Annotated in this window: 24 protein-coding genes and 1 tRNA gene; 11 read left to right on the top strand and 14 right to left on the bottom strand. The window is 69.0% G+C overall.

Features of this window, described 5'->3' with window-relative positions; all coding sequences use genetic code 11:
* The first annotated feature begins 8 nt into the window (after positions 1 to 8).
* Entirely contained in the window at positions 9 to 428 is a 420-nt protein-coding gene (dtd, locus tag QM597_RS02110; protein WP_415003220.1) for a D-aminoacyl-tRNA deacylase, read from the top strand.
* A gap of 107 nt (positions 429 to 535) precedes the next feature.
* Complete coding sequence (locus QM597_RS02105) at positions 536 to 1,639, top strand: LCP family protein (RefSeq protein WP_415003219.1); 1,104 nt, start codon at positions 536 to 538, stop codon at positions 1,637 to 1,639.
* A 200-nt stretch (positions 1,640 to 1,839) separates the two neighbouring features.
* Here the strand turns inward: QM597_RS02105 and QM597_RS02100 are convergent, their stop codons facing one another.
* From QM597_RS02100 to QM597_RS02080, 5 genes are all read right to left on the bottom strand, one after another.
* Positions 1,840 to 2,136, bottom strand: coding sequence for a DUF1416 domain-containing protein (locus QM597_RS02100; protein ID WP_415003218.1), 297 nt, complete (start codon positions 2,134 to 2,136; stop codon positions 1,840 to 1,842).
* A 1-nt stretch (position 2,137) separates the two neighbouring features.
* A complete protein-coding gene (locus tag QM597_RS02095) occupies positions 2,138 to 2,986 on the bottom strand; it encodes a sulfurtransferase (protein WP_415003217.1) in 849 nt (282 codons plus the stop codon).
* A gap of 51 nt (positions 2,987 to 3,037) precedes the next feature.
* A complete protein-coding gene (locus QM597_RS02090) occupies positions 3,038 to 3,499 on the bottom strand; it encodes a DUF4395 domain-containing protein (protein ID WP_415003216.1) in 462 nt (153 codons plus the stop codon).
* Positions 3,500 to 3,953: 454 nt separating this feature from the next.
* The gene (locus QM597_RS02085; protein ID WP_415003215.1) at positions 3,954 to 4,379 is read right to left on the bottom strand and encodes a TlpA family protein disulfide reductase; all 426 of its coding nucleotides are present in this window, start codon (positions 4,377 to 4,379) and stop codon (positions 3,954 to 3,956) included.
* On the bottom strand, positions 4,376 to 5,197 hold the full coding sequence (locus QM597_RS02080; protein WP_415003214.1) for a hypothetical protein: 822 nt from the start codon (positions 5,195 to 5,197) through the stop codon (positions 4,376 to 4,378). Before QM597_RS02080 ends, QM597_RS02085 begins: the two co-directional genes overlap by 4 nt.
* A gap of 232 nt (positions 5,198 to 5,429) precedes the next feature.
* On the opposite strand from QM597_RS02080, the gene QM597_RS02075 reads away from it, so the two are divergent.
* From QM597_RS02075 to mshD, 3 genes are read left to right on the top strand one after another with little or no spacing between them, the layout of a single operon-like run.
* Positions 5,430 to 6,143 (top strand): winged helix-turn-helix transcriptional regulator, encoded by a 714-nt coding sequence (locus tag QM597_RS02075; protein WP_415003213.1) that lies wholly within the window; start codon positions 5,430 to 5,432, stop codon positions 6,141 to 6,143.
* 42 nt (positions 6,144 to 6,185) lie between these two features.
* A complete protein-coding gene (locus QM597_RS02070) occupies positions 6,186 to 7,610 on the top strand; it encodes a carboxyl transferase domain-containing protein (protein WP_415003212.1) in 1,425 nt (474 codons plus the stop codon).
* A complete protein-coding gene (mshD, locus tag QM597_RS02065; RefSeq protein WP_415003211.1) occupies positions 7,607 to 8,419 on the top strand; it encodes a mycothiol synthase in 813 nt (270 codons plus the stop codon). The genes QM597_RS02070 and mshD overlap by 4 nt, the downstream gene beginning before the upstream one ends.
* A gap of 161 nt (positions 8,420 to 8,580) precedes the next feature.
* Here mshD and QM597_RS02060 read toward each other — a convergent pair.
* A tRNA-Lys gene (locus tag QM597_RS02060) sits at positions 8,581 to 8,653 on the bottom strand.
* Positions 8,654 to 8,754: 101 nt separating this feature from the next.
* On the opposite strand from QM597_RS02060, the gene QM597_RS02055 reads away from it, so the two are divergent.
* The 3 genes from QM597_RS02055 (at position 8,755) to QM597_RS02045 (ending at position 10,667) form a co-directional block, all read left to right on the top strand.
* Positions 8,755 to 8,910, top strand: a complete 156-nt coding sequence (locus QM597_RS02055; protein WP_415003210.1) for a hypothetical protein — start codon at positions 8,755 to 8,757, stop codon at positions 8,908 to 8,910.
* Positions 8,911 to 8,997: 87 nt separating this feature from the next.
* On the top strand, positions 8,998 to 9,615 hold the full coding sequence (locus QM597_RS02050) for a DUF47 domain-containing protein (protein ID WP_415003209.1): 618 nt from the start codon (positions 8,998 to 9,000) through the stop codon (positions 9,613 to 9,615).
* 2 nt (positions 9,616 to 9,617) lie between these two features.
* A complete protein-coding gene (locus tag QM597_RS02045; RefSeq protein ID WP_415003208.1) occupies positions 9,618 to 10,667 on the top strand; it encodes an inorganic phosphate transporter in 1,050 nt (349 codons plus the stop codon).
* A gap of 231 nt (positions 10,668 to 10,898) precedes the next feature.
* On the opposite strand, the gene QM597_RS02040 is transcribed toward QM597_RS02045, so the two are convergent.
* The 6 genes from QM597_RS02040 to QM597_RS02015 form a co-directional block, all read right to left on the bottom strand.
* Positions 10,899 to 11,486 (bottom strand): hypothetical protein, encoded by a 588-nt coding sequence (locus QM597_RS02040; protein WP_415003207.1) that lies wholly within the window; start codon positions 11,484 to 11,486, stop codon positions 10,899 to 10,901.
* A 241-nt stretch (positions 11,487 to 11,727) separates the two neighbouring features.
* Entirely contained in the window at positions 11,728 to 12,507 is a 780-nt protein-coding gene (pstB, locus tag QM597_RS02035; RefSeq protein ID WP_415003206.1) for a phosphate ABC transporter ATP-binding protein PstB, read from the bottom strand.
* A gap of 48 nt (positions 12,508 to 12,555) precedes the next feature.
* Positions 12,556 to 13,617 carry a phosphate ABC transporter permease PstA gene (gene pstA / locus QM597_RS02030; RefSeq protein ID WP_415003205.1) on the bottom strand — a complete coding sequence of 354 codons (1,062 nt, stop codon included), beginning with the start codon at positions 13,615 to 13,617 and terminating at the stop codon, positions 12,556 to 12,558.
* Positions 13,617 to 14,579: a phosphate ABC transporter permease subunit PstC gene (gene pstC, locus QM597_RS02025; RefSeq protein ID WP_415003204.1), complete on the bottom strand. Its 963-nt coding sequence runs from the start codon at positions 14,577 to 14,579 to the stop codon at positions 13,617 to 13,619. The genes pstA and pstC overlap by 1 nt, the downstream gene beginning before the upstream one ends.
* 82 nt (positions 14,580 to 14,661) lie before the next feature.
* Positions 14,662 to 15,726 carry a phosphate ABC transporter substrate-binding protein PstS gene (pstS, locus tag QM597_RS02020; protein ID WP_415003203.1) on the bottom strand — a complete coding sequence of 355 codons (1,065 nt, stop codon included), beginning with the start codon at positions 15,724 to 15,726 and terminating at the stop codon, positions 14,662 to 14,664.
* A gap of 197 nt (positions 15,727 to 15,923) precedes the next feature.
* Positions 15,924 to 16,805 carry an NUDIX hydrolase gene (locus QM597_RS02015; RefSeq protein WP_415003202.1) on the bottom strand — a complete coding sequence of 294 codons (882 nt, stop codon included), beginning with the start codon at positions 16,803 to 16,805 and terminating at the stop codon, positions 15,924 to 15,926.
* Positions 16,806 to 16,854: 49 nt separating this feature from the next.
* On the opposite strand from QM597_RS02015, the gene QM597_RS02010 reads away from it, so the two are divergent.
* On the top strand, positions 16,855 to 17,871 hold the full coding sequence (locus QM597_RS02010; RefSeq protein WP_415003201.1) for a hypothetical protein: 1,017 nt from the start codon (positions 16,855 to 16,857) through the stop codon (positions 17,869 to 17,871).
* A gap of 6 nt (positions 17,872 to 17,877) precedes the next feature.
* Here QM597_RS02010 and QM597_RS02005 read toward each other — a convergent pair whose 3' ends face one another.
* Complete coding sequence (locus QM597_RS02005; protein ID WP_415003200.1) at positions 17,878 to 20,013, bottom strand: RNA degradosome polyphosphate kinase; 2,136 nt, start codon at positions 20,011 to 20,013, stop codon at positions 17,878 to 17,880.
* Between the two features lie 77 nt (positions 20,014 to 20,090).
* Between QM597_RS02005 and QM597_RS02000 the strand changes: the two genes are divergently transcribed.
* Positions 20,091 to 21,122 (top strand): alpha/beta hydrolase, encoded by a 1,032-nt coding sequence (locus QM597_RS02000; RefSeq protein ID WP_415003199.1) that lies wholly within the window; start codon positions 20,091 to 20,093, stop codon positions 21,120 to 21,122.
* A gap of 201 nt (positions 21,123 to 21,323) precedes the next feature.
* Here the strand turns inward: QM597_RS02000 and QM597_RS01995 are convergent, their stop codons facing one another.
* Positions 21,324 to 22,973 carry a putative Ig domain-containing protein gene (locus QM597_RS01995; protein ID WP_415003198.1) on the bottom strand — a complete coding sequence of 550 codons (1,650 nt, stop codon included), beginning with the start codon at positions 22,971 to 22,973 and terminating at the stop codon, positions 21,324 to 21,326.
* A 173-nt stretch (positions 22,974 to 23,146) separates the two neighbouring features.
* Between QM597_RS01995 and QM597_RS01990 the strand changes: the two genes are divergently transcribed.
* Positions 23,147 to 23,392, top strand: a complete 246-nt coding sequence (locus tag QM597_RS01990; protein ID WP_415003197.1) for a hypothetical protein — start codon at positions 23,147 to 23,149, stop codon at positions 23,390 to 23,392.
* The last annotated feature ends 217 nt before the right edge of the window (positions 23,393 to 23,609 follow it).

Below are 23,609 nucleotides of genomic sequence, written 5' to 3'. Positions count from 1 at the left end.
CGTGCCCCATGCGGGCGGTGGTGCAGCGGGTGTCGCACGGAGCGGTCACCGTCGACGGCGAGACGGTCGGGCGGATCGACGGCGGCCTAGTGATCCTGCTCGGCATGACCCACGGCGACACCCCCGCCGACGCCGACCGGTTGGCCCGGCGGATCGCGCGCCTGCGCATCCTGCGCGACGACACCTCCCTGGACGACGGGGGCGCAGCCCTCGTCGTCAGCCAGTTCACGTTGTACGCCGACACCCGTAAGGGTCGGCGGCCGTCGTGGTCGGCGGCCGCCCCCGGACCGGTGGCCGAACCCCTCTACGAGACCTTCTGCACGGCGCTGCGCGAGCAAGGCGTCCACGTGGAGACGGGACGGTTCGGCGCGGACATGGCCGTGGAGATCGGCGGGGACGGCCCGGTGACCCTCCTCATGGAAAGTTGAGAGCCAGCACACAAACAGGGAGTTGCCCGGCGGGCGCTGGGGTTGACCCGTCACAATAGGACGGCGCACCGGGCACCCGGCCGCGGGCGCCCGAGGAGAGAAGCAGCATGTCCGGTCGCCCGAAGTCGTCGCCGAAGTACCGCGACGCCGGCAAGCGACGCAAGGGCGGGGTGCCGTTCCGGCACCGGCACCGCAAGCTGCTGTTGACCCTGCTGACCATCGTCTGCCTGCTGTTCGGTTCCGTCGGTGCCTACGCCTACTACCTCAACAAGCAGCTCAGCAATTTCGGCAAGGTCGAAATCGACAACGAGGATAAGTCCCCCGACGACGGACGCGCGCTCAACATCCTGTTGCTCGGCTCGGACATGGCCGAGAACTCCAAGGGCAGTTCTTCCATCGAAGCCGACGCCGCCCTGGCGGAGTGGCCCTCGGGAAAGTATCGCAGCGATACCCTCATGGTGGTCCACATCCCGGCCGACCGCAGCCAGGTGCAACTCATCTCGATCCCACGCGACACCTACACCACGCTCTACGACGCCGACGGCGATCCGCGCGAGAAGCAGAAGATCAACTCGGCGTTCTCCTTCTACGGGCCTGCCGGCGCGGTGGCGACCATCGAGGCGCTCACCGGCCTGCAGATCGACCACCTGGCGATCATCGACTGGGAGGGCTTCAAGGACATCACCACGGCCATCGGCGGGGTCGAGGTCTACATTCCCGAAACCTTCCGCGACACGAAACAGAAGATCACCTGGGAACAGGGAACACAAGTCCTGGAGGGCGATCTCGCGCTTGCCTACGTCCGGACCCGGCACGGCTTGGAGAACGGCGACTTCGACCGCATCGCCCGGCAGCAGAACTTCCTGCGCAGCGTGATGAACAAGATGCTGTCCAAGGGCGTCTTGACCAATCCGGTCAAACTGACCAACACTCTTGAGGCGCTCTCGGGCAATATGACGCTCGATACCAATTGGACGCCGTCAGACCTGCGCTCCCTCGCACTGTCGCTGCGCAATGTCAGTTCCGATAACGTCTCATTTATGACCGTCCCGGTGGCCGGCACCAAGGACGTCGATGGTGTCGGCAACGTTGTCACGCTCAACGAGGCGCAGGCCGTCGAGTTGTGGCAGGCAGTCAGCGCCGATCAGCTCGAGGCATACCTGACCAAGTATCCCGACGAGTTACTCCCCTCCGAGGACCAGATCCACTGACCAGGCGGTCCCTAGCCGGTCCCTGAGGTGCGAAAGGCCGCCTGCGGCCGTAGCCTCGAAGGGACCCCGGCAGCGGCCCGTTGTCCGGGTCCCTTCGAGGCCGCTCGTTCCTTGCGGCACCTCAGGGACCGGGACGACACAGGCGACGGGGCCGGACACCGTCATTGGTGTCCGGCCCCGTCGTCGGCACGGAAAATCGCTCAGACCGCGACGGCAACCTCCGCGACGCTGCCGAGGGCGGCGACGACGGGGCGGTCGACCGTGGCCGAACGCGGCGCGAGGGTGCGGAGCGTCCACTCACCGGGTGCGGCGAAGAAGCGGAACTGGCCCGTGGCCGAGGTCGGGACCTCGGCGGTGAACTCACCAGTACGGTCGAGCAGGCGCACGTAGGCGTTGCCGACCGGCTCACCGTCGCGTGTGACGATGCCCTGGATCACGGCCTGGTTGGCGACGTCGACCCCATCGAGGCTCGGGCCGCCGGAGATCGCTCCGCACATGTCAGGCCTCCCCGCGCTCGTCGCCGAGGGCGACCGGCACGCCGCGCAGCGAGCCGTACTCGCTCCACGAGCCGTCGTAGTTCTTGACGTTCGGGTAGCCGAGGATCTCGCTCAGGACGAACCAGGTGTGCGAGCTGCGCTCGCCGATGCGGCAGTAGGCGATGGTGTCCTTGCCCTCATCGAAGCCGACCTCGGCGTACAGCTCCTTGAGCTCGTCGTCGCTCTTGAAGGTGCCGTCGTCGTTGGCGGCCTTGCTCCACGGCACGTTGCCGGCGGTGGGAATGTGGCCGGCGATCTGCGCGGCCTCCTGCGGCAGGTGCGCGGGGGCCAGCAGGCGGCCGGCGTACTCGTCGGGGCTGCGGACGTCGATGAGGTTCTTGACGCCGATGGCCTCGACGACCTCGTCGCGGAAGGCGCGGATGTCGTCGTTCGGCTCGGTGGCGGTGTAGGTCGTCGCGGGACGCTCGGTGACCTCGTCGGTCAGCTCACGGCTGTCCAGCTCCCACTTCTTGCGGCCGCCGTCGAGCAGGCGGACGTCGGTGTGGCCGTAGTACTTGAGGTACCAGTAGGCGTAGGCGGCGAACCAGTTGTTGTTGCCGCCGTAGAAGACGAGGGTGTCGTCATTGGCGATGCCCTTGTCCGAGAGCAGCTTCTCCAGCTTGTCCTTGCTGATGAAGTCGTGACGCACGCCGTCCTGGAGGTCTTTCTTCCAGTCGAGCTTCACGGCACCGCGGATGTGGCCCTTGTCGTAGGCCGAGGCGTCCTCGTCGACCTCGATCAGGACGACCTTGGGGTTGTCGAGGTTCTGCTCGACCCAGTCAGCGGTGACCAGCACGGTCTCGCGGCTCATATCTCTCTCCTTTGATGGGGTACTGCGTAGCGGTTACGGGTAGGGATGGATTCAGGCACGCTCGGGCGCGACGCGGCGCCAGAGCAGGTACAGCTCGCAGCCGAGGCACAGGCCCACGGCGGCGTTGAGCACGGCGGCCACCAGCGCGAAGGCCAGGGCCGTGAGGGCGACGGCCGGGGCCGACAGCGCGAACCCGACCAGGGCGATCAGGGCGAACACCAGGCCGACGGCCTGGGCGAACTGCGGCGGGGCCGCGTCCTCGAGTTCGGCCGGAGCGGCCAGCCGCGGCCGGACGAACCGGGCGAAGAGCCGTGCGTAAGGCGACTGCCGAACGCCGAGGAAGGCACCCACGGCGAAGACGACCGCCTGCACGGCCGTCAACGCGACCGCCACCTCGCGCTGTGCGGTGACGCTCACCAGCGCCCCTGCTAACACGAGTGCCGTCAGGGTCGCGGCGAACCGCAGACCGCGCGGGTCGACCTGCTGCGGACCCGCCGAGAAGGTGGTGGACATCGAGACTCCTGGCGCACACGGCGCATGACGAAGAAGGACGGACGGACATCGCTCGCGCCTCGGCGAGCGGGGCTGTCCAGGCTCAGCGGCAGGGGATCAGCCCATGACGACGCGACACAACGCCGACCGCGTGCGGCAGTTGTCGACTGCCAAGCGACGTGTCAAGTGGGCGTGTCCGAGCATGTGTCCCACTGTAGGCACCCGGCGCCGACGACTCACCTCGAATGACCATATTTCGAGATATCAGTCCACATTGCGGACGAATCCTCAGGATTGCAGGGAAATTTCCTCCACCCACCTGCCCGTGTCGAAGGATTCCTGAGGTCCGCAGGCGCAGGCCCGGTCATTGAGGTGCGAGGCCGCCTGCGGCCGAGCCTCGAAACGACCACCCGCACCATCGAGCAGGTCCCTTCGAGGCTCGTCGCACGCTCCTCGCACCTCAGGGACCCGTGCCTCAGGGCGCGACGGCGGCGAGGACTGCCTCGACCTGCTCACGCCGGGGTGCCCCCGAAGCTCGCCCGCGCTCGATCCCGCGCCCGTCGAGCACCAGGACCGTCGGCGTACGCAGGATGCCGAGCCGCCGCACGAGGTCCAACTGCGCCTCCGCATCGATCTCGACGTGCGCCACGTCAGCACGGTCGGCCGTCAGGGCGGCAAGCAGGACCCGCGTGGCCCGGCACGGAGCGCAGAACGACGTGGAGAACTGCACGAGCGTCGCCCGCGATCCCAGGTCGGTGCCGAGGTCGGCCGCAGTGAGCCGCCGATCCACACTGCTCCCCTGCGCCTCACGCATGCGAAACCGTCCGTCGTACCAGCGCTTGCCCACGGCGATCACGGCAGCGAGCGCCATCACGGCCAGCAGCACCCAGACTCCGGTCATCCTGCGGAGTTCCCGAGCTGCCCGATCAGATGGACCAGCGGTGCCGCGACCGCGACGGCCATCGCGCCGGGAAAGCCCCAACCGGACGAGGAGGCATGCCGGCGGCCCTCGCCCCAGGCGCGCCCGACGATCAGGCCCAGCACGGCACCGACCGACACCTGCACGCCCATGATGAGTCCGAAGACCCAGGTGTAATAGCCGTCGCAGAAGTGCGCAACCAGGGCACAGGCCGCCGCACTGCCCGACATGGCGATGGCCCCCACCATGTACCGATCACCCGGCAGGCACCATAACGCCGCCGCGACCCCCACGCCCACCGCGCCGAGCGTCACGACCTCGTCGCCGATGGGGTTGCGGGCCGCAGTGATCCAGCCGACGGCCAGCGTCGCCAGCAGCGCCGCAGTAGCCGCGTGAGCCGTCGTGGTGACCAATTCCCGGCGGCCGTCACGGCGGAACATCTGGGAAACGAGCACCACGATGACCCCGACCGCCGTCGCCGGGAGAACCGCCATCATCGACGCAGGCAACACCGTCGCCAGGTCCCCCGCGTGCGTGCCGTCGGCACCGACGAGGGCGCGCGGCCACATCGTCAGCACGGTCGCCGTGAGGGACGCGGCCATAACGGCGACAAGTTTCGGTGCGCGCACGGTGCGTCCACGGTCGTCGGCCGGGTGGGGTCCGACAGCGATCTGCGCCTGGACCAGCAACACCGTCGCCGCGACCAGAACCGGATCGGCCCGAACGGCCAAGGCCATGACGGAGACGAGGACGACCGTCCACAGTGAGGAGGCCCAGGGCGTCCGAGCAGCGTGCGACACCCACGAATGATGCCACTACGGACCACACCGGCCCGCACGACGGTCGCCCATGTCACACCGCGATGACGCCGCCTGCCCGCAGCGACCCCGCAGGCGTGACTCTCGTCACCTGCCCGTCACGCTCTGGAGACCGACCCGACATCTGGGCTACAGTGGACCGTGCAATGAGGCCCGGCGAGGATTCGCTGCGGCCTCGTCCTGTATCCGGGGCACTGCCCCTCCGGAGGTACTCATGTCCCACCTACTTCTGCTGACCAAGAGTCCGCAATCCTCGGTGGAGGTGCTCCCCTCGCTCGCCCTATTGCCCCATCAGGTCCGCATCCTGCCGGCGGAAGCCAGCGCCCTCCTGGATGCGCCCGCGTGCGACGCGGTGCTCGTGGACGGGCGCCACGACTTAGCCCAGGTGCGCAGCCTGACCCGAGTCATCCGGACCACCGGCATCGAAGTACCGCTGCTGGTCATCTTGACCGAAGGAGGCCTGGCCGTCGCCGCAGCCGACTGGGGCATGGACGACGTCATCCTCACGACCGCCGGCCCCGCAGAATTGGAGGCGCGGCTACGGCTGGGCATCGGTCGCATCGCCGCAGCGTCGAACGGCGTGAGCGAGAGCCACGTGATCTCCACCAGCGGCCTGGTCGTCGACGACGCCACCTACACCGCCAAACTCGAGGGCCGCTCGCTCGACCTCACGTTCAAGGAGTTCGAACTCATCAAGTTCCTCGCCCAGCATCCCGGCAGGGTCTTCACCCGCCAGCAGCTGCTGCAAGAGGTGTGGGGCTATGACTACTTCGGCGGCACCCGCACGGTCGACGTCCATGTCCGCCGGCTGCGCGCCAAACTCGGCCCGGAGCACGAGACCCTGATCGGCACCGTCCGCAACGTCGGCTACCGCTTCGTCTCGACCAAGCCCGAGATCGCCCGCGAGACCGCAGACTCCCCCGCCTGAAGGACCACGACGGCGGCGGGCGACATCTGACAGACTGCCGGGGTGGCCCACTTGACCGCCCATGACCTGATCGACCTCGTCCTCGACTCCGGCTCGGTCGAATCCTGGGACGCCCCGCTCGACATCTCCGCCCACCCCGACGTCTACCGGCGCGAACTCCTCGCCGCCGCTGAACGCGCGGGCACCGACGAGTCGATTCTCACCGGCCGGGCGACAATGCGCGGCCGCCCGGTGGCCTTCATCGTCAACGAGTTCGGTTTCCTGGCCGGATCCATCGGTAAAGCCGCCGCCGAGCGCATCGTCGCCGCAGTGCGGCGCGCCACCGCCGAAGGACTGCCGATCCTCGCCGCCACATCGTCGGGCGGCACCCGCATGCAGGAAGGCACGCCGGCCTTCGTCCGCATGATCGATATCAGCCGGGCGATCGCGGACCACCGTGCCGAAGGCCTGCCCTACCTCGTCTACCTGCGTCATCCCACCACCGGCGGCGTGTTCGCCTCCTGGGGATCCCTCGGCCACGTGCGCATCGCCGAGCCGGGAGCACTCGTCGGCTTCCTCGGACCGAAGGTCTACGAACTGCTCAACGGACGGCCGTTCCCGCCCGGCGTCCAGACCTCGGAGAACCTCGTGCGACATGGCATCGTCGACGCCGTCGTGCCGCCCGAAGACCTGCCGCTCATCGTCGACCAGGCGCTCACCCTGCTGGTCGACGGACCGAAGGAGCGCGAGCTGGAGCCGCGCCGGGTCCCCGTGGAGCGGCGGATCGGCACCTGGCAGGCCATCGAGCTGACCCGTGCGCCGGGCCGGGCGGGCGTCCGCGAGGTGCTGCGGCACGGGAGCGACACGACGCTGCGTCTCCAAGGCACCGGCGAGGGCGAACGGGACGCGGCGATGCTCGTCGCGCTCGCACGGCTCGACGGCCAGCCGTGCGTCGTCATCGGCCAGGACCGCAGCACCCAGACGCCCGAGTCCCCCATGGGGCCGGCCGCCCTGCGCGAGGCCCGGCGCGGCATGGAGCTGGCGCAGGAGCTGGGCCTGCCGCTCGTGTCGTTCATCGACACCCCCGGGGCCGAGCTGTCGCCGGAGGCCGAGCAGGGGGCGGTCGCCGGGGAGATCGCGCGCTGCCTCAGCCGGATGTCGACGCTGACGGTGCCGACCGTGTCGGTGCTGCTGGGCCAGGGCTGCGGCGGCGGAGCGCTGGCGCTGCTGCCGGCCGATGTCGTCATCGCCACCGAAAACGCCTGGCTGTCGCCCCTGCCGCCCGAGGGCGCGAGCGCCATCGTTCACGGCGATGTCGACCATGCCGCCGACATGGCCACGGCGCAGCGGGTCGGCACCATCGAACTCTACGAGCACGGCATCGTCCAGCAGGTCGTACGCGAGGACCCCGACGACGACTCCGAGTCGCTGGCGCGAGCGGTAGCGGCCGAGGTCGCCGCCCAACTGGAAGCCCTGCGACAGCGGTGAGCGGCACACTCGAACGGCTCGCCAAGCGGATCGCCGCCTTCGACGGGGTCGCCCCGCTCAACGAGGCGAGCCTGCTGGCGATCGCCGCCGACGACGAGGCACGGGTCGACCTGCGCATCGAGTCAGCGGGCGAGGTCGTGGCCGCAGCCTATGCACCCGCCGACGCCCCCGTGGAGGCCTTCGTCGATCCGCGTTTCCGGCGCGGCGGCCTGGGCACCCGCCTGGTGTTGTCGCTGCGGGCCGACGGTGAGCGGCGGTTCTGGGCGCACGGAGACCTTCCGTCGGCTCAGGCGCTCGCCCGCGCGACAGGACTGCGCGCGGCCCGGACGCTGCTGATACTGCGCCGCGAGAGGGCCGCGCCGCCGCCGGATCGGGTGCCGGAAGGCATCACGATCCGCTCCTTCACCGACGCCGACGCCGAGGCAGTGGTGGCGGTCAATGCCCGCGCCTTCACCGATCACCCCGAACAGGGCGCGATGGACCTCACCGACTTCCGCCGCCGGACCGGCGCGGACTGGTTCGATCCGGCCGGCCTGTTCGTGGCCGAACGCGAGGGCCGCATCGTCGGCTTCCACTGGACGAAGGTCGAAGACGGCTGCGGCGAGGTCTACGTCGTCGGGGTGGACCCCAGCGAGCACGGCTGCGGCCTGGGCACGGCACTGACAGCACGCGGCCTGCGTCATCTGGACGCCCTCGTTCCCGTGGTCGACCTCTACGTCGAGGCCGACAACGCCGCAGCCCTCACGCTCTACCGCAACCTCGGCTTCACCGAGCACGCCCGCGACACCCTCTACGAGGCGACGCCATAAGAACCGTGCTCGGACAGACGGAACCCGGTCATTGAGGTGCGCCCTTCGAGGCCGCTCGTTCCTCGCGGCACCTCAGGACCCGGCTCGACCGCTTGCGGCCTACGCACCTCAGCCAGCGCCCATCCACGCACGTTCTCAGGCACTGCACCGCAGGTTCACGGTAGGCCCCGTGGGACTCGAACCCACAACCCGCGGATTAAAAGTCCGCTGCTCTGCCAATTGAGCTAGAGGCCCTAGCGGCTCCCCAGTGTGCCATCGCCGACGAATCCTCCCGATTCGCCCCTCCCGAACTGCCACTGCACGATACGCTGCTGCGGGGAGAAACGAGGGAGAATGTGAGCGGGATCGAACCGCTAGACGAGCGCCTACGCGACGACGAAGCACTCGACGAGATCGAGTTGACGAGCCGACTCATCATCGCCGCGACGCCGCGAACCGAGCCGCTCAGCCAGGCCGAGGTCGATGAGATCCTCGGCGTCGGTGCCGACTGACCGGCCTCACCCCGTGGTCGTGTTGGCCACCACACGGCGAACCCCTAGCATGGTTGCGGCCAACAGACCGTCGACAGGAGTGATGGCGTGCGCTTCCGCATCCGACCGGTAGAGACTTCGTTCTACGATCTCTTCTCCGAATCCGCCAGCCACCTCGTCGCCGGGGCCGACCTGCTGGCGAAGATCCTCGAAGACGGCGTCGACAAGGCCGCCGTCGCCGCCGAGATGCGCGAGGCCGAGCACCAGGCCGACGAGACGACGCACGCCATCGTCCGCCGCGTCAACAGCACCTTCATCACCCCCTTCGACCGCGAGGACATCTACTCCCTCGCAAGCGCCCTCGACGACGTCATGGATTTCATGGACGAGGCGGTCGACTCGATCCTGCTCTACGACATCGACGAGTTCCCGCCGCACTTCGCCGATCAGGTCGAGGTGCTGCAGCGCGCCGCCCGACTCACCGCCGACTCGATGCCCCGGCTGCGCACGATGAAGAACCTCGACGAGTTCTGGATCGAGATCAACCGCCTGGAGAACGACGGCGACCGCAACCACCGCCGCCTCCTCGCCAACTTGTTCGGCGGGTCCTACAAGGCGATGCAGGTTCTCAAGCTCAAGGACGTCGTGGAGTCGGTCGAGCATGCGATCGACGCGCTCGAAACGGTGGCGAACATCGTCGAGCAAATCGCCGTCAAGGAGTCCTGAGCGTGACCCTGACCCTGGCGATGGTCATCGCCGTCGTGGCGATCGCCTTGGTGTTCGACTACACGAACGGCTTTCACGACGCCGCGAACGCCATCGCCACCTCGGTCTCGACCCGCGCACTGACCCCGCGCGTCGCCTTGGCTATGGCCGCCGTCTTGAACTTCGTCGGTGCGCTGCTCGGTGTCGGCGTCGCCAAGACCATCCAGGACATCATCGACATCGAAGAGCGCGCGGTCTCGGCCGACGGAGCACCCCACGCACTGACCATCGTGCTCGCCGCCCTCGTCGGCGCGATCACCTGGAACCTCATCACCTGGTATTTCGGCATCCCGTCGTCGTCCTCGCACGCCCTGATCGGCGGCATCGTCGGCGCGGGCCTGGCCTCGGCGACCACCGTCGAGTGGTCGATCCTCGTTGACAAGGTCGCCATCCCCATGGTGATGTCGCCGGCCATCGGCTTCGTCGGCGCGTTCTGCCTGATGACCGCGATCATGTGGGTCTTCCGCAAGGCCAGTCCCTCGCGCATCAACCGCGGTTTCCGGCACGCGCAGACCGTCTCGGCGGCGGGCATGGCGCTGGGCCACGGCCTGCAGGATGCTCAGAAGACGATGGGCGTCATCGTGCTGGCCCTCGTCGCCGGCGGCTACATCCAGCCCGACGCGAAGGACGTGCCCGGACCCGACGTCGACGGGGTGCCCCTGTGGGTCATCATCGCCGCCGCCTCGGCCATCGCTGCGGGCACCTATTCGGGCGGCTGGCGCATCATGCGGACCCTCGGCCGCCGGATCATCGACCTGGATCCGCCCAAGGCGTTCGCCGCCGAGGCCACCTCGGCAACCACCCTCTATGTCATGGCCATCGGCCTGCACGCCCCCGTCTCCACGACCCACACGGTGACCTCGGCGATCATGGGATCGGGCGCCACCAAGCGGTTCAGCGCGGTCCGCTGGGGGGTGGCCAAGAGCATCGTCGTCGCCTGGGTCATCACGATGCCGGCGGCTGCGGTGGTGGCCGCCGCCACCTACGGCATCGGCCACCTCTTCCTGCCGTAGGGCGTGCGCGGGTAGGGCGGAACCTGGTCATTGTCCCCCGCAAGCGGGAGGTGCCCCCAGTGCGAGCGCAGCACACCTCGAAATGACCCGCCCACCCGCAGGCTTCGCCCTTCGAGGCTCGGCCGCAGGCGGCCTCACACCTCAGGACTCGGCTGGCTCGCTCCTCACGGTCATTGAGGTGCGAGCTTGCGAGCCTCGAAATGACCCCACCGCCTATCGGCACGCTCGTTCTTAGCGGGGGCGCGGCGTGAAGAGCGCGGGAAGCTCCGCCGCAGAGAAGACCGCCCCACCGTTCAGCCGCAGTTGGCTCGCCCGGTTGAGTTGCCCCTGCTCGGCCAGCGTCCGCAGGCCTTCGGGGTCGTACGGCCCGTACTCGTGCCCCAAGGCGACGACGGTGTACTGCCCCGGCGGTACCGAGCCGATGGGATCAACAACAGCAGGAGCGGGAACCCGCGAGAACAGCCACCACAGCGTCAGGCCGACGAAGATCAGCGCCGCAGGCAACGTGACGAATTCAAGGCCGACATTCATGGACCCAAACAGCAACGGACAGACGATACCTGCCCAGATCGTCGCCACGACGCCCTGGCGCGCCAGCGCCCACACGGCCGGCGCCACGATCAACAGCAGGACCGCGGGCACCGCGACCAGTGCCGCAACCGTCGCCTCACTACCAGAGACCTGCCCGCTCGCCGCCGCGTACACGCAGCCGATGATCGTCCCGATGACCCCCAGCACACCGAGAACGAGCACGGTCGAAGTGATCCCGACCTGGAGTCCTCGACGTCGAACGGTGGCCTCAGCAGCGTCAGCGGTCATGGCCGCCATTCAAGAGCGACGAGCCTTGCCCAGCAATGGGGAGAACTCCCCATTGACGCCGATACGGGTACGCCTTCGCACCTGCGGCGGGGGAAACCCGTTCCCTGGGGCCGTGCCCTTCGAGGCTCCGGCCGCGAGCGGCCTACGCACCTCAGGGACCGCGAGGAACGAGCTCGCCGAGTCCTGAGGTGCGAGGAGGAACGACGAGCCTCGAAGGGCGCACCTCAGGGACCAGCAGAGGTCAGCCGAAGCGGCCTTGGATGTAGGCCTCGGTGGCGGCGTTGTCGGGGTTGGAGAAGATCTTCTCCGTCCGGCCGGACTCGATGAGCTGGCCCGGCTGGCCCACGCCCGACAGGTTGAAGAACGCCGTGTCGTCGCTGACGCGGGCGGCCTGCTGCATGTTGTGCGTGACGATGACGATCGTGTAATCGCTCTTGAGCTCGTGGATCAGGTCCTCGATGACGCTGGTCGAGATCGGGTCGAGCGCCGAGCACGGCTCGTCCATGAGCAGGATCTCCGGCTGCACCGCCACCGCGCGCGCGATGCACAGGCGCTGCTGCTGGCCGCCGGACAGGCCCGAACCGGGCCGGTCCAACCGGTCCTTGACCTCGGCCCACAGGCCCGCCTGACGCAGCGCCCGCTCCACCGTGGCATCGGCCTCGGACTTCTTGATCTTCTTGCTGTTGAGCCGCTGCCCGGCCAGCACGTTGTCGTAGATGCTCATGGTCGGAAACGGGTTCGGCCGCTGGAAGACCATGCCGATCAGCCGCCTGACGTTGACCGGGTCCATGTCGGGGGCGTACAGGTCCGTGCCGTCGACCAGCACCTTGCCCTCCACGTGCGCGCCCTTGATGACCTCGTGCATGCGGTTCAGCGAGCGCAGGAAGGTCGACTTGCCGCAGCCGGACGGGCCGATGAACGCCGTGACCGACTTCGCGGGGATGGTGATGTTGACCCCCTGGACCGCGAGGAAGTCGCCGTAGTAGATGTTCAGGTCCGACACATCGATGCTCTTGGCCATCGTGGGTCCTTTCTCTGGGAGGGGAGGAAGACGAAGGGAGGCGGCGGCTTACCGCTCGCCCTTGGGGGAGAAGACATAACTGACCAGCCGGGCCACGAGATTGAGCAGCATGACCAGGATCAGCAGCACCAGGGCCGCGCCCCAGCCGCGCTCCAGGCTCGGCTCCGGCGGCACGGTCGGGAACTTGACCGCGTTGTAGGCGAAGACCGGCAGGGTCGTCATACGCTCGCCGAACAGGTTGTAGTTCACCGAGTCGGTCAGGCCCGCGATGATGAGCAGCGGAGCCGTCTCGCCGATCACCCGTGCGACGGCCAGCGTCACACCGGTCACGATGCCGGAAATCGCCGTCGGGATGACGACCTTGACGATGGTGCGCCACTTCGGCACGCCGAGGGCCAGCGACGCCTCCCGCAGCTCGTTCGGGACGAGCTTGAGCATCTCCTCACAGGCCCGCACCACGATCGGCACCATGAGCACGCTCAGGGCCACCGCGCCGCCGATGCCCATGCGCACGCCCTCGCCGAAGAAGATCACGAACAGGGCATAGGCGAACAAGCCCGCGACGATGGACGGAATACCGGTCATCACGTCGACGAGGAAGGTGATCCAGCGCGAGAGCCGGTTATTGTCGCCGTACTCGACCAGGTAGACCGCCGTCAGCAGGCCGATGGGCACCGAGATGACGGTGGCCGCCGCAGTGATGAGCAGCGTGCCCACGAGCGCGTGGTAGATGCCGCCGCCCTCGCCGACCACATTGCGCATCGACTCGGTGAAGAAGTCCGCGTGCAGCTGCGGGGCGCCCTTGCTGATGACCAGCCACAGGATCGAGCCGAGCGGCACCAGCGCCAGCGCGAAGGACGAGCCGACGAGCAGCGTCACGGTCCGGTCGGTCGCCTTGCGACGGCCCTCCACGACCCGCGAGGCCACCGGCAGCGCCCACGTCAGCGCCCAGCCGGCGAGCACCGACAGGGCCGGTGAGACCCCGGCGAGGATCATCAGCAAGCCGGCGGCCACCGCCGCGCCGAGGACCGCGCGCGGCATCCAGACCGGGAGCTGGTTCTCCCGCAGTTCACTCCCGAGATCGGGGCGTTCGTCGAGCACGGTGGTCATCAGTTGGCTCCCGAGAAGTCCTTGCGGCGCTCCACGATGGCGCGCGCGGCGAAGTTGGCGGCGAAGGTGATGACGAACAGCACCAGGCCGGAGGCGATCAGGACATTGGTGTAGAGGCCGAAGGCCTCGGGGAACTGCAGAGCGATGTTGGCCGCGATGGTGCTCGGATTCGTGCTGCTGATGAGGTTGACGCTCACCACGCCGGAGGCCGACAGGACCATAGCGACGGCCATCGTCTCGCCGAGCGCCCGGCCGAGGCCCAGCATCGAGGCCGAGATGATGCCGGAGCGGGCGTAGGGGAAGACCGCCAGCCGCACCGTCTCCCAGCGGGTCGCGCCGAGCGCGAGGGCCGCTTCCTCGTGCAGCCGGGGGGTCTGCAGGAAGATCTCGCGGCAGATCGCGGTGATGATCGGCAGGACCATGACCGCCAGCACCAGGCTCGCGGTGAGGATCGAGTTGGCCGACACGCCGCCGTGGGGATTGCCGGCGAAGAACGGCAGGAAGCCGAGCGTCTTCTCGAGCCACTCGTAGAACGGACCGAGTTCGCGCGACAGGAACAGCAGGCCCCACAGGCCGTAGACGACCGACGGCACTGCGGCCAGCAGGTCGACGACGTAGCCGAGGGTGGCGCTGAGCCGGCGGGGGGCGTAATGCGAGATGTAGAGGGCGACACCGATGGCGACCGGCACCGCGATGAGCAGGGCGATGACCGCAGCCCAGACGGTGCCGAAGATCAGAGGCCAGACGTAGGCGAAGAAGCCCTTGCCGCCGGTCTTACCGCCGAGTTCGTCGGGCGAGGCGGTGATGCCCGGCAGGCCTTCGACGGTCAGGAAGATCGCCACACCCAGCAACGTCAGCAAAATCAGCAGGCCGGCCGAGGTGGACAGGCCCGAGAAGATGCGATCACCCGGGCGGACTACGGGACGCGGCGGCTTCTGACCTCGCGTGGTCGTGGTGCTCACGGCGCTGATGTCTCCTTCGACAGAGGGGAGGAAGGGGCCGGGGCCGCCCGGCCGGTGTGACCAGGCGACCCCGACCCGCGGATCACTTCGCCGCGATGGTGTCGACGGCAGCCGCCGACTTGTCGGCGATGTCACCGGAGATCGGCGCGGCACCGGCATCCTTGGCCGCAGCCTCCTGGCCCTCGGCGCTCACCAGGTAGGCCAGCCAGTCCTTGACGAGTTCGGCCTTGTCGGCGTCCTCGTAGGTCTGGCAGGCGATGGCGTAGGAAACCAGGACGACCGGATAGACGCCCGCCTCGGTGGTGGAGCGGTCGATCTCGATGGCCAGGTCAGTCTCGCCACGGCCCTCGACCGGCGTGGACTTCTCGAGGATCGCCGTGGCTGCCTCGGGGGAGTACTCGACGTACTCCTCGCCCACCTTGACCGCTGCGGTCGACAGGTCGCCGGCCTGGCTCGCGTCGGCATAGCCGATGGAGTTCGGGGTGGCCTTGACCCGGTCGATCATGCCTGCGGTGCCCTGGGCGCTCTCGCCCTCGGAGGACGGCCAGGTCTCGACCTCGCCGGCGCTCCACGAACCGCCCGACGTCTCCTCGAGGTAGGCGGTGAAGTTCTTCGTGGTGCCCGAGTCATCGGAACGGTGGACCGTGACGATCGGGTCGCTCGGCAGCGTCACGCCCGGGTTGTCCGCAGCGATGGCCGGGTCGTCCCAGGCGGTGACGGTGCCCTCGAAGATCGCACCGATGGTCGCGGCCGAGAGGTTCAGGTCCTCGACGCCGTCGAGGTTGAACACCACGGCGATGGGGCTGACGTAAACGGGGACCTCAACGACCTCGCCGCCGCAACGATCCTTCGCATCGGCCAGCTCCTCGTCGTCGAGGTAGGCGTCCGAGCCGGCGAAGTCCACGCCGCCGGCGATGAACTGCTCACGACCGCCGCCGGAGCCGACCGGATCGTAGTTGATGGTGGCGTCGGGGTTGTCGGTCTGGAAGGCCTGCTTCCAAGCGGCCACGGCGGCCTGCTGCGAGCTGGCACCGGCGCCGTTGAGCGTTCCTCCGCCGGACGACGAGGAGCCGCAGGCTCCCAGAGCGACGGACAGGGAGAGGGCGGCCGCAACGGGGACGGCGGCACGCAGAGTGTTGCGCTTCACGGATGGAGATCCCTTCGGGAATGAGCACTGACATCCCGGACGTTAGGCGCGCCAGGTGTCTCGGCACCCCGATGTGGGTGAACGCGGCGTGAACGAGCCGGGAACGATTCCCCCGGCGCGTGGGGCGGTCCCTTCGAGGCTCCTTCGTCGCACCTCAGGGACCAGGCACACCTCGACATGACCCGTGGGAAGGTCCCTCAGGTGGTGAGGCGCTCCGTGGCGACGATGTGGCCGCCGTGGTGGTGCAGCACGACACCCTCGCCGGGCGCCAGGTCGAGCGGCTTGATCCCGGCCGCGTCGAACAGCGCCGACAGCAGCGGCAGATGGCTGCAGAGCACCGCCGACTCCCCCGAATCGATCAGCGTGCGCACGAGTTTCGCGCCCTTCACCGGCGAACTCGTCTCGCCGAGCCGCCGGTCGATCTCCACCGCACTCCGCATCATCGCGGCCAGCGGTTCGAGGCTCTGGCGGCAGCGGACGGCGGTGCTCGCGATCAGCCGCCCGAGGCCGTACGGGGCCAGCAGCGCCGCGACCGCCTCGGCGCGTTGCACCCCGGCCTCGGTGAGCGGGCGCTCGGCGTCGTCACCGCGCCACCGACGGCGGCCGGCGGCCTTGGCGTGGCGCAGCAGGACCAGGGTCCCCGCCTCAAGATGGCCCGCGTCACGGATCTGCACGAACGCCTCCAACAGGTCCAGGTCGTGCGGGTAGGTCAGCATCTTGCGGGCCTCGCGGGGACGCACCCAGGCGATCTCGTCGACCTCCTTGTTGGGGGTGAAGGCCCCCGGGTCGGCCGGATCGAGCCGCGCGGTCCAGTAGTGGACGACCTTCGGCCCCGCACCGACGCGGTAGTGGACCTCCGGCAGCGGCGTGCCGAGGCGGACCCGCATCCCGGTCTCTTCGACGATCTCACGGACCGCCGTCTGCTGGACCGGCTCGCCCGGATCCTGTTTGCCCTTGGGGAAGGTCCAGTCGTCGTAACGCTGCCGATGCACGAGCAGCACCTCCACTCCCGTGCGCGAACCGGCCCGCGGACGCCACACCACGCCGCCGGCGGCCACGATGGTTCGCTCACGGCCCATGGTCGTATTGTCCTTTCCGGCGATAGTTCGACGAGACAGGGTGGTGACGGTGGTGCGACGTGTGCTCGGCATCTGCACGGCCGGAGCCGTCATCGCCGGTGTCTTGTGGGCCTCTGCCCAGGTGCCTACTCCTGCGGATGCGAACGATATCGCCCGCCTGGTACCCGCCGACACCATCGCACTCGATGTGACGAACTGGTCGGCGATCCGCGACGCCCTGGACGTACCCGGCGACCAGGTGATCGCGCGCGCCGGAGCGCTCGATCTGGCCACACGCTCGGCGATTCTGTCCGCCGGAGGAGTCGTCACCGACGACCTGGGCTGGAGTCCGGCTGCCGTCGGCTGGGAAGCCCTGATACAGACGCCGCAGGGATCGGCGCTGCTCATCGGGCTGCCTCAGTCGGTGGCCAAGACCGAGGCCCGGATGCGCGACGTAGGTTACGTCTCCGACGGCGACCTGTGGACCATCGCCGCGAGCGACCTGGAATCGGGGAACGACCGCGCCCCGGAGATCTTCGCGAACGTCCTGGTCCACGACAGCGGGGTGGCCATCGCCGCAGCCGACCCGCAGATCGTCGAAGCCGTCGCGGCCACCGCCGACCGCAAGACGGCCAGCCTGTCCGAGGCCGATCCGGCCGCCCGCCGGCTGTGGCCCCGCACCGCCGACCTCGCGGCCTGGTCGCTGCACGACACCGATTCCGGCTGCGCCTCGACCGATCCGGCCGAATCCGGGGCCGACATCGCCGCCCAGGCCGAGGTGGCGGTGACGGCGGCCGGCACCCCGCTGCGCCCCTACCGCTGGCTGCTGCGCGGCCTGGACGCCCCCAGCGAGCACTTCACCGTGGCGATGGCCTTCGACTCCGCAGCGCACGCCGCCGAGCAGGCCGGCGCTCGGGCGGCACTCGCCACCGGGGCGTTCATCGGGCAGCGCGGCAGCGTAGAAGACTCCATCGACCTTCGGGCCGTGCGCACCGATGGCAACATTGCCGTCCTCGACTTCGACCGGAAGGCCGATGCAGTCGCGCTGATGTCCTTCAACGGCCCGCTCGTCCTCGCCTCCTGCTGACACAGGTCACGCCGACGGCCGGGAGCGGCGGTGACGGGCCTTGTCGATGAGCCATGCCTGCAGGTCACGCGAGCCGGTGTGCCGCTTCCACGCCCCGTCGGCGTCCAGGTGCCAGGTGGAGGTGTCGTCGTCGGCCGCCGTCGCCAGCAGCTCCCCGAGCGAGGCGGTGTGCGCCTCGGACGGCACCCGCACCAGCACCTCCACACGGCGGTCGAGGTTGCGGTGCATGAGGTCGGCCGAACCGATCCAGGCCTCCGGCTGCCCGCCTCCGGCAAACCAGTAGACCCGGCTGTGCTCCAGAAAACGCCCGAGCACGCTCACCGCGCGGATGTTCTCGCTCAGTCCCGGCACGCCCGGCCGGATCGTGCAGATACCGCGCACGACGATATCGACCGGCACCCCGGCCATCGACGCCTCGTACAAGGCATCGATCACCGCCTCGTCGACCAGCGAGTTGACCTTGATCCGGATGCGCGCCTCGCGGCCGGCCCGGTGATGGTCCACCTCCCTCCCGATCCGCTCGATCAGCCCGTCGCGCAGGTGGGTCGGCGCGGTCAGGAGCATCCCGAACTCACTCTGCTGGGAGAAGCCCGACAGGTGGTTGAACAACTCGGTGAGGTCCCGCGTGATGTCGCGGTTCGCGGTCAGCAGGCCCAGGTCTTCGTAACTGCGCGCGGTCTTGGGGTTGTAGTTGCCGGTGCCGATGTGCGCGTAGCGGCGCAGGCCGTCGGGTTCGTCGCGCAGCACCAGCGCCAGCTTGCAGTGTGTTTTGAGGCCGACGATGCCGTAGACCACGTGGCAGCCGGCGCGCTCCAGCTTGCGCGCCCAGTGGATGTTGGCCTGCTCGTCGAAACGGGCCTTGATCTCGACCAGCACGAGCACCTGCTTGCCCGCGCGGGCAGCGTCGATGAGCGAGTCGATGATCGGCGAGTCGCCCGAGGTGCGATACAGCGTCTGCTTGATCGCCAGCACCTTCGGGTCGGCGGCCGCCTGCTCGATGAAGCGCTGAACGCTCGTGGCGAAGGAGTCGTAGGGGTGATGTACGAGTACGTCGCGCTTGCGCAGGGCGCTGAACAGGTCGGCCGGGCTGGCCGTCTCGACTTCGGCCAGATGCTCGTGCGTACCGGGCACGAACGGCTCGAAGTGCAGTTCGGGCCGGTCGAGGTCGGCGATCTCGTGGAGCGAGCGCAGGTCGAGCGGGCCGGGCAGCCGCACCACCTCGTCGGTGCTGACGCCGAGTTCGGACACGAGCAGGTCGAGCACCTCCCCGGAGATGTCCGGCTCGACCTCGAGGCGGACCGCCGGGCCGAACTTGCGGCGCAGCAGCTCCTGTTCGAGCGCCTTGAGCAGGTTCTCGGCGTCGTCCTCCTCCACCTCCAGGTCCTCGTTACGAGTCACCCGGAAGGCGTGGTGGGCGAGGATCTCCATACCGGGGAAGAGCATCGGCAGATGGACCGCCATGACCTCCTCCAGCGGCAGGTAGCGCTGCGGTCCGACCTCCATCCAGCGGTTGATGACCGGTGGCACCTTGACCCGGGCGAAGTGCTCCTTGCCGGTCTCGGGATTGCGCAGCACCACCGCGAGGTTGAGCGACAGCCCGGAGATGTAGGGAAAGGGGTGCGCCGGGTCGACGGCCAGCGGGGTCAGCACCGGGAAGACCCGCTCACGGTAGGTCGTGGCGACCACCTCGCGCTCGGCGTCGGTGAGGTCGTCCCAGTGCAGCAGCGCAATGCCCGCCTCGTCGAGGTCGGCGACCAGTTCGTCGCGCAGGTGAGCGGCGTGACCGCGCTGCAACTCCTGGCTCGCCGCCAGGCTGCGCGCCAGCACCTCCTTGGGCGGCAGGCCGCTAGCCGACGGCACCGCGACCCCGGCCGCGATGCGGCGCTTGAGGCCGGCGATACGCACCATGAAGAACTCGTCGAGGTTGCTGGCGAAGATCGCCATGAACCGCACCCGCTCCAGCAGCGGCAGCGCCGGGTCCCTGGCCAGTTCGAGCACCCGCTCGTTGAAGGAGATCCACGACAATTCGCGGTCGAGGAAGCGGTCGACGGGCAGGGTGCCATCGGCGGCGTCGAAGGGCGGGTCGACATCGAACTCGTCGGGCGAGGTGAGGTCGGTGACTTCCAGTTCGGCGCTCTCCATGACGCCATCGTGGCACGCCGAGATGGACGGGAGGTGAACTGCCGGACGGCCGTGGGCGCATCCTGTACGTTGCGATCATGGCGTTCATCGGTACGGTCCGGGCGGTGACCGCGCGGAACCTGATGCGGCTCCCCGCACCCGTCCTCAAGGCTGCGGCAGGCCCGTCGGTCCGGATCGACGGGAAGCGGCTCGATCACGAGATGCAGTTGCTGTTGCGGCTGCAGCGGCTCGAAGGCCCGGCGGTGGCCGAGGTGAGTATCCGGCGCGGGCGGCGCATTTTGCGGTCGGGGGCGCAGCTCGTCGGCGGCAACCCGCCCATCGGGGCGGTCACCGACCGGATCATCGACGGCCCAGGCGGTCCGATCACGCTGCGTTTCTACACGCCGCGCGACCTTGCCGGTCCGTCCCCGGCGCTCGTTTTCTTCCACGGCGGCGGCTTCGTCTTCGGCGACCTCGACAGCCATGACGCCCTGTGCCGCCACCTCGCCGAGGCCGCCCAGGTGCGCGTCGTGTCGGTGGGCTACCGGCTGGCCCCGGAGGCGACCTTCCCGGCGGCCGCCGGGGACGCCTGGGCGGCGTGGGCGTGGGTCCGCGATCAGGCACCGGGACTCGGCATCGACCCGGAGCGGATCGCCGTCGGCGGCGACAGCGCGGGCGGCAACCTGGCCGCGGGCGTCGCGCAGCAGGCGGTGCGCGAGGGCGGGCAGCAGCCGGTCTTCCAGTTGCTGATCTACCCGACGACGGACTTCTCCCGGCGCTACCGAAGCCGGGAGACCTTCGGCGACGGCTTCTACCTGACCGAGGGCTTCATGTCGAAGATCGAGGAGACCTACCTAACCGGAGCGGAGGACCGCACCGATCCCCGCCTGTCGCCCCTGCACGGCGACCTCACCGGGGTCGCTCCGGCCTACCTCGTGACCGCCGGATTCGACCCGCTGCTGGACGAGGGCATCGCCTACGCCGAAGCGCTGAAGGCCGCCGGCGTGCCGGTGGAGTATCGCTGCGAGGAGGGGCTGATCCACGGCTTCGCGAACATGGTCTCCTTCGGGCACAGTGCCCCGGCGGCCATCGCCCGCATCGCCGCCGCCCTCCAGCGCGGGGTGTCCTGAGGAACCCGCCGGGTCCCTGAGGTGTGAGCGAGGAACGAGCGAGCCTCGAAGGGGCCTACCGCGGGTGGTGTGGTCGTTTCGAGGCTCGGCCGCAAGCGGCCTCGCACCTCAACGCCCGGAAACCACCGGGTCCCTGAGGTGCGAGCGAGGAACGAGCGAGCCTCGAAGGGACCCACCGCCCACCGCAGGCGGCCTCGCATCTCAATGACCGGAAGCCGCCCGGTCCTTACGGGTGCGGAGGACCAGGCGGCCGACGACGGCCGCGAGGACGGCGGCGAGCAGCCACCCGGTGAGCGCCGGAATGCCCGTCTCGGGAAGGACCCCGCCCTCCGCAGACGGGGCCGCGGCCACCGTGTCCTCGTCGTCGCCTGTATCCGGATCGTCCCCGTCCGGGTCGACAGCCTGCGCGACCGAGAGGCTGCAGGTCACCGGGTCACTGGACCCGGCCGCGTTGGAGGCCACCAGCGAGAAGTCGAACTCCCCCGTACTCGACGGCGTGCCGCTGAGCGTGCCGTCGTCGGCCAGCGTCAGCCCCGGCGGCAGTTCGGCATCGGGAGCGAGGGCGAAGGTAATGACGCCCGACCCGGCCACCCGTAGTTCCCCGGCGTACGCGGCCCCCAGCGTCGCCGCCTCGTCGGGACACTCCACCTGCCGAGGCGCAGTATCCAGCACGACGAGGCTCCCGTCGATCATCAGGTAGACGGTCGCCCCGTCGGCGGTGACCAACGGGAACGTGGGGTGCTCCGGCTGGGCCGCGTCGTCACCCCAGAACGTCGCCACCGGGTTCTGGACGTCGCCACCGGCTTGCACCGGATAGAAACTGGCACCGAAGTAATAGGGCGGATGGATCGCCAGCACGAAGGCTCCGTTCGGCATCTCGACCATCTCTCCGGGCGCCCCCGGCGCCGACTGCTCATCGATCCGCGACAGACTCACGGCCGGCGAAGCCGTGTCCACGTCGTTCGCCACCACGATGTCCGGGGCACAACTGCAGCCGGGCCGAACGCCGATGTACAGGCGACTGCCGTCGGCGGTCATGCCGAACGTCCCGGCCTCGAAACCTTCCATATAGTCGGGATCGGACACGCTTGGGAACTCCAGGTCGCGCCGCCACAGTTCGGTGCCGGGATCGTCGGCGGCATAGGCCACCAGCGCCGAGGGATACTCGCTCGTCACGAGGTACACCCGCGCACCGTCGGGACTCATCGTGGCGGCCTGCACCACGCCCGACGTGCCCGTGCCCGACTCACCGGTGAACGTGCGAACCACGGCCCACGTGTCGGTGTCGTACACCCGCAGGACCTTCTCCTGCTGCCAGGCGGAGACCGCCGGGTTGTACCAGTACCGCTGCACGACGGTGTAGAACAGTTGACCATCCGGCGAGGTCCACATAATCCGGCCGGCCCACCGCCGGTAGTCCACATTGGACACCATGCCGGGCACGGACGTGACCGAACCGGGGATCGGCACACCGTCGGCCACCGCCGCAGTCTCGACAACGAGCACCTGACCCTCGTCCACCAGGTACAGAGTCGAACCGTCCGACGAGAGCACCAGACCGTAGAAGGACTGCGGCAGGGTCGAGCGGCTGACGACGGCGCGAGTTGCGGTGTCGACCACAAGTAACTCCGGCGAACTGCCCTCGACCAGCACGTAGATCCGGGACTCGTCCGGACTCATCACCTGGCCGACCGCCGACACCGAACTGGTGGAATCCGGTGCCAGGTCGATGGGCGCGGTTTCGATGCTCGGATAGGTGTCGCTGACCACGTGCTCGGCCGCCTCGGCGGCGGGAAGGGGCGCGAGGACGGCGATCAGCGCGATCACACCGACGACGGCGGCACGGATCATGGGTTCTCCTGGGACATAGGGATCTCTCGGTTCACCCCTGACCGCGCTACAGCATAGGGGTGACTCCGGTCACGCCCACAAGGTGTCGTCACATCTACCGACAGCAACGGGCAGACACATGTCGGTGTCAGCCACTACGGCGAACCCACATCCGATTCGCCCAGGAGGCCACCGTGACCGATCGCCAGAGTGTCGTCAACAAAGTCCAGCAGTACCTGACCGAGGACTTCTCCAATATCCAACTCGGCAATGACGGCGTCCTGTCGCTGCGGCACCAGTCGGCCCGGCTGTTCGTGCGCGTCAACGAGCCGCGCAAGGACGGGTCGATCACGATCAACCTCACCGCTCCGGTGCTGTACGGGGTCACCGACGGCCCGGCCCTGCACGAGTACGTCGCCTTCCAGCGCGGAGTGTCGTAAGGGAGGTCCCTTCGAGGCTCGCAAGCTCGCACCTCAGGGACCGGGGGCAACCGGGTCCCTGAGGTGCGAGCGAGGAACGAGCGAGCCTCGAAGGGCGAAGGGACCTACCACGCGCGAGGGTCGTTTCGAGGCTCGGCCGCGGGCGGCCTCGCACCTCAACGACCGGAGGCAACCGGGTCCCTGAGGTGCGAGCGAGGAACGAGCGAGCCTCGAAGGG

The sequence above is a fragment of the Aeromicrobium sp. genome (assembly GCF_047607065.1).
Lineage (GTDB): Bacteria > Actinomycetota > Actinomycetes > Propionibacteriales > Nocardioidaceae > Aeromicrobium.
The sequence above is the reverse complement of the archived record's forward strand: the minus strand, read 5'-3'. Positions and strand labels throughout refer to the sequence as shown.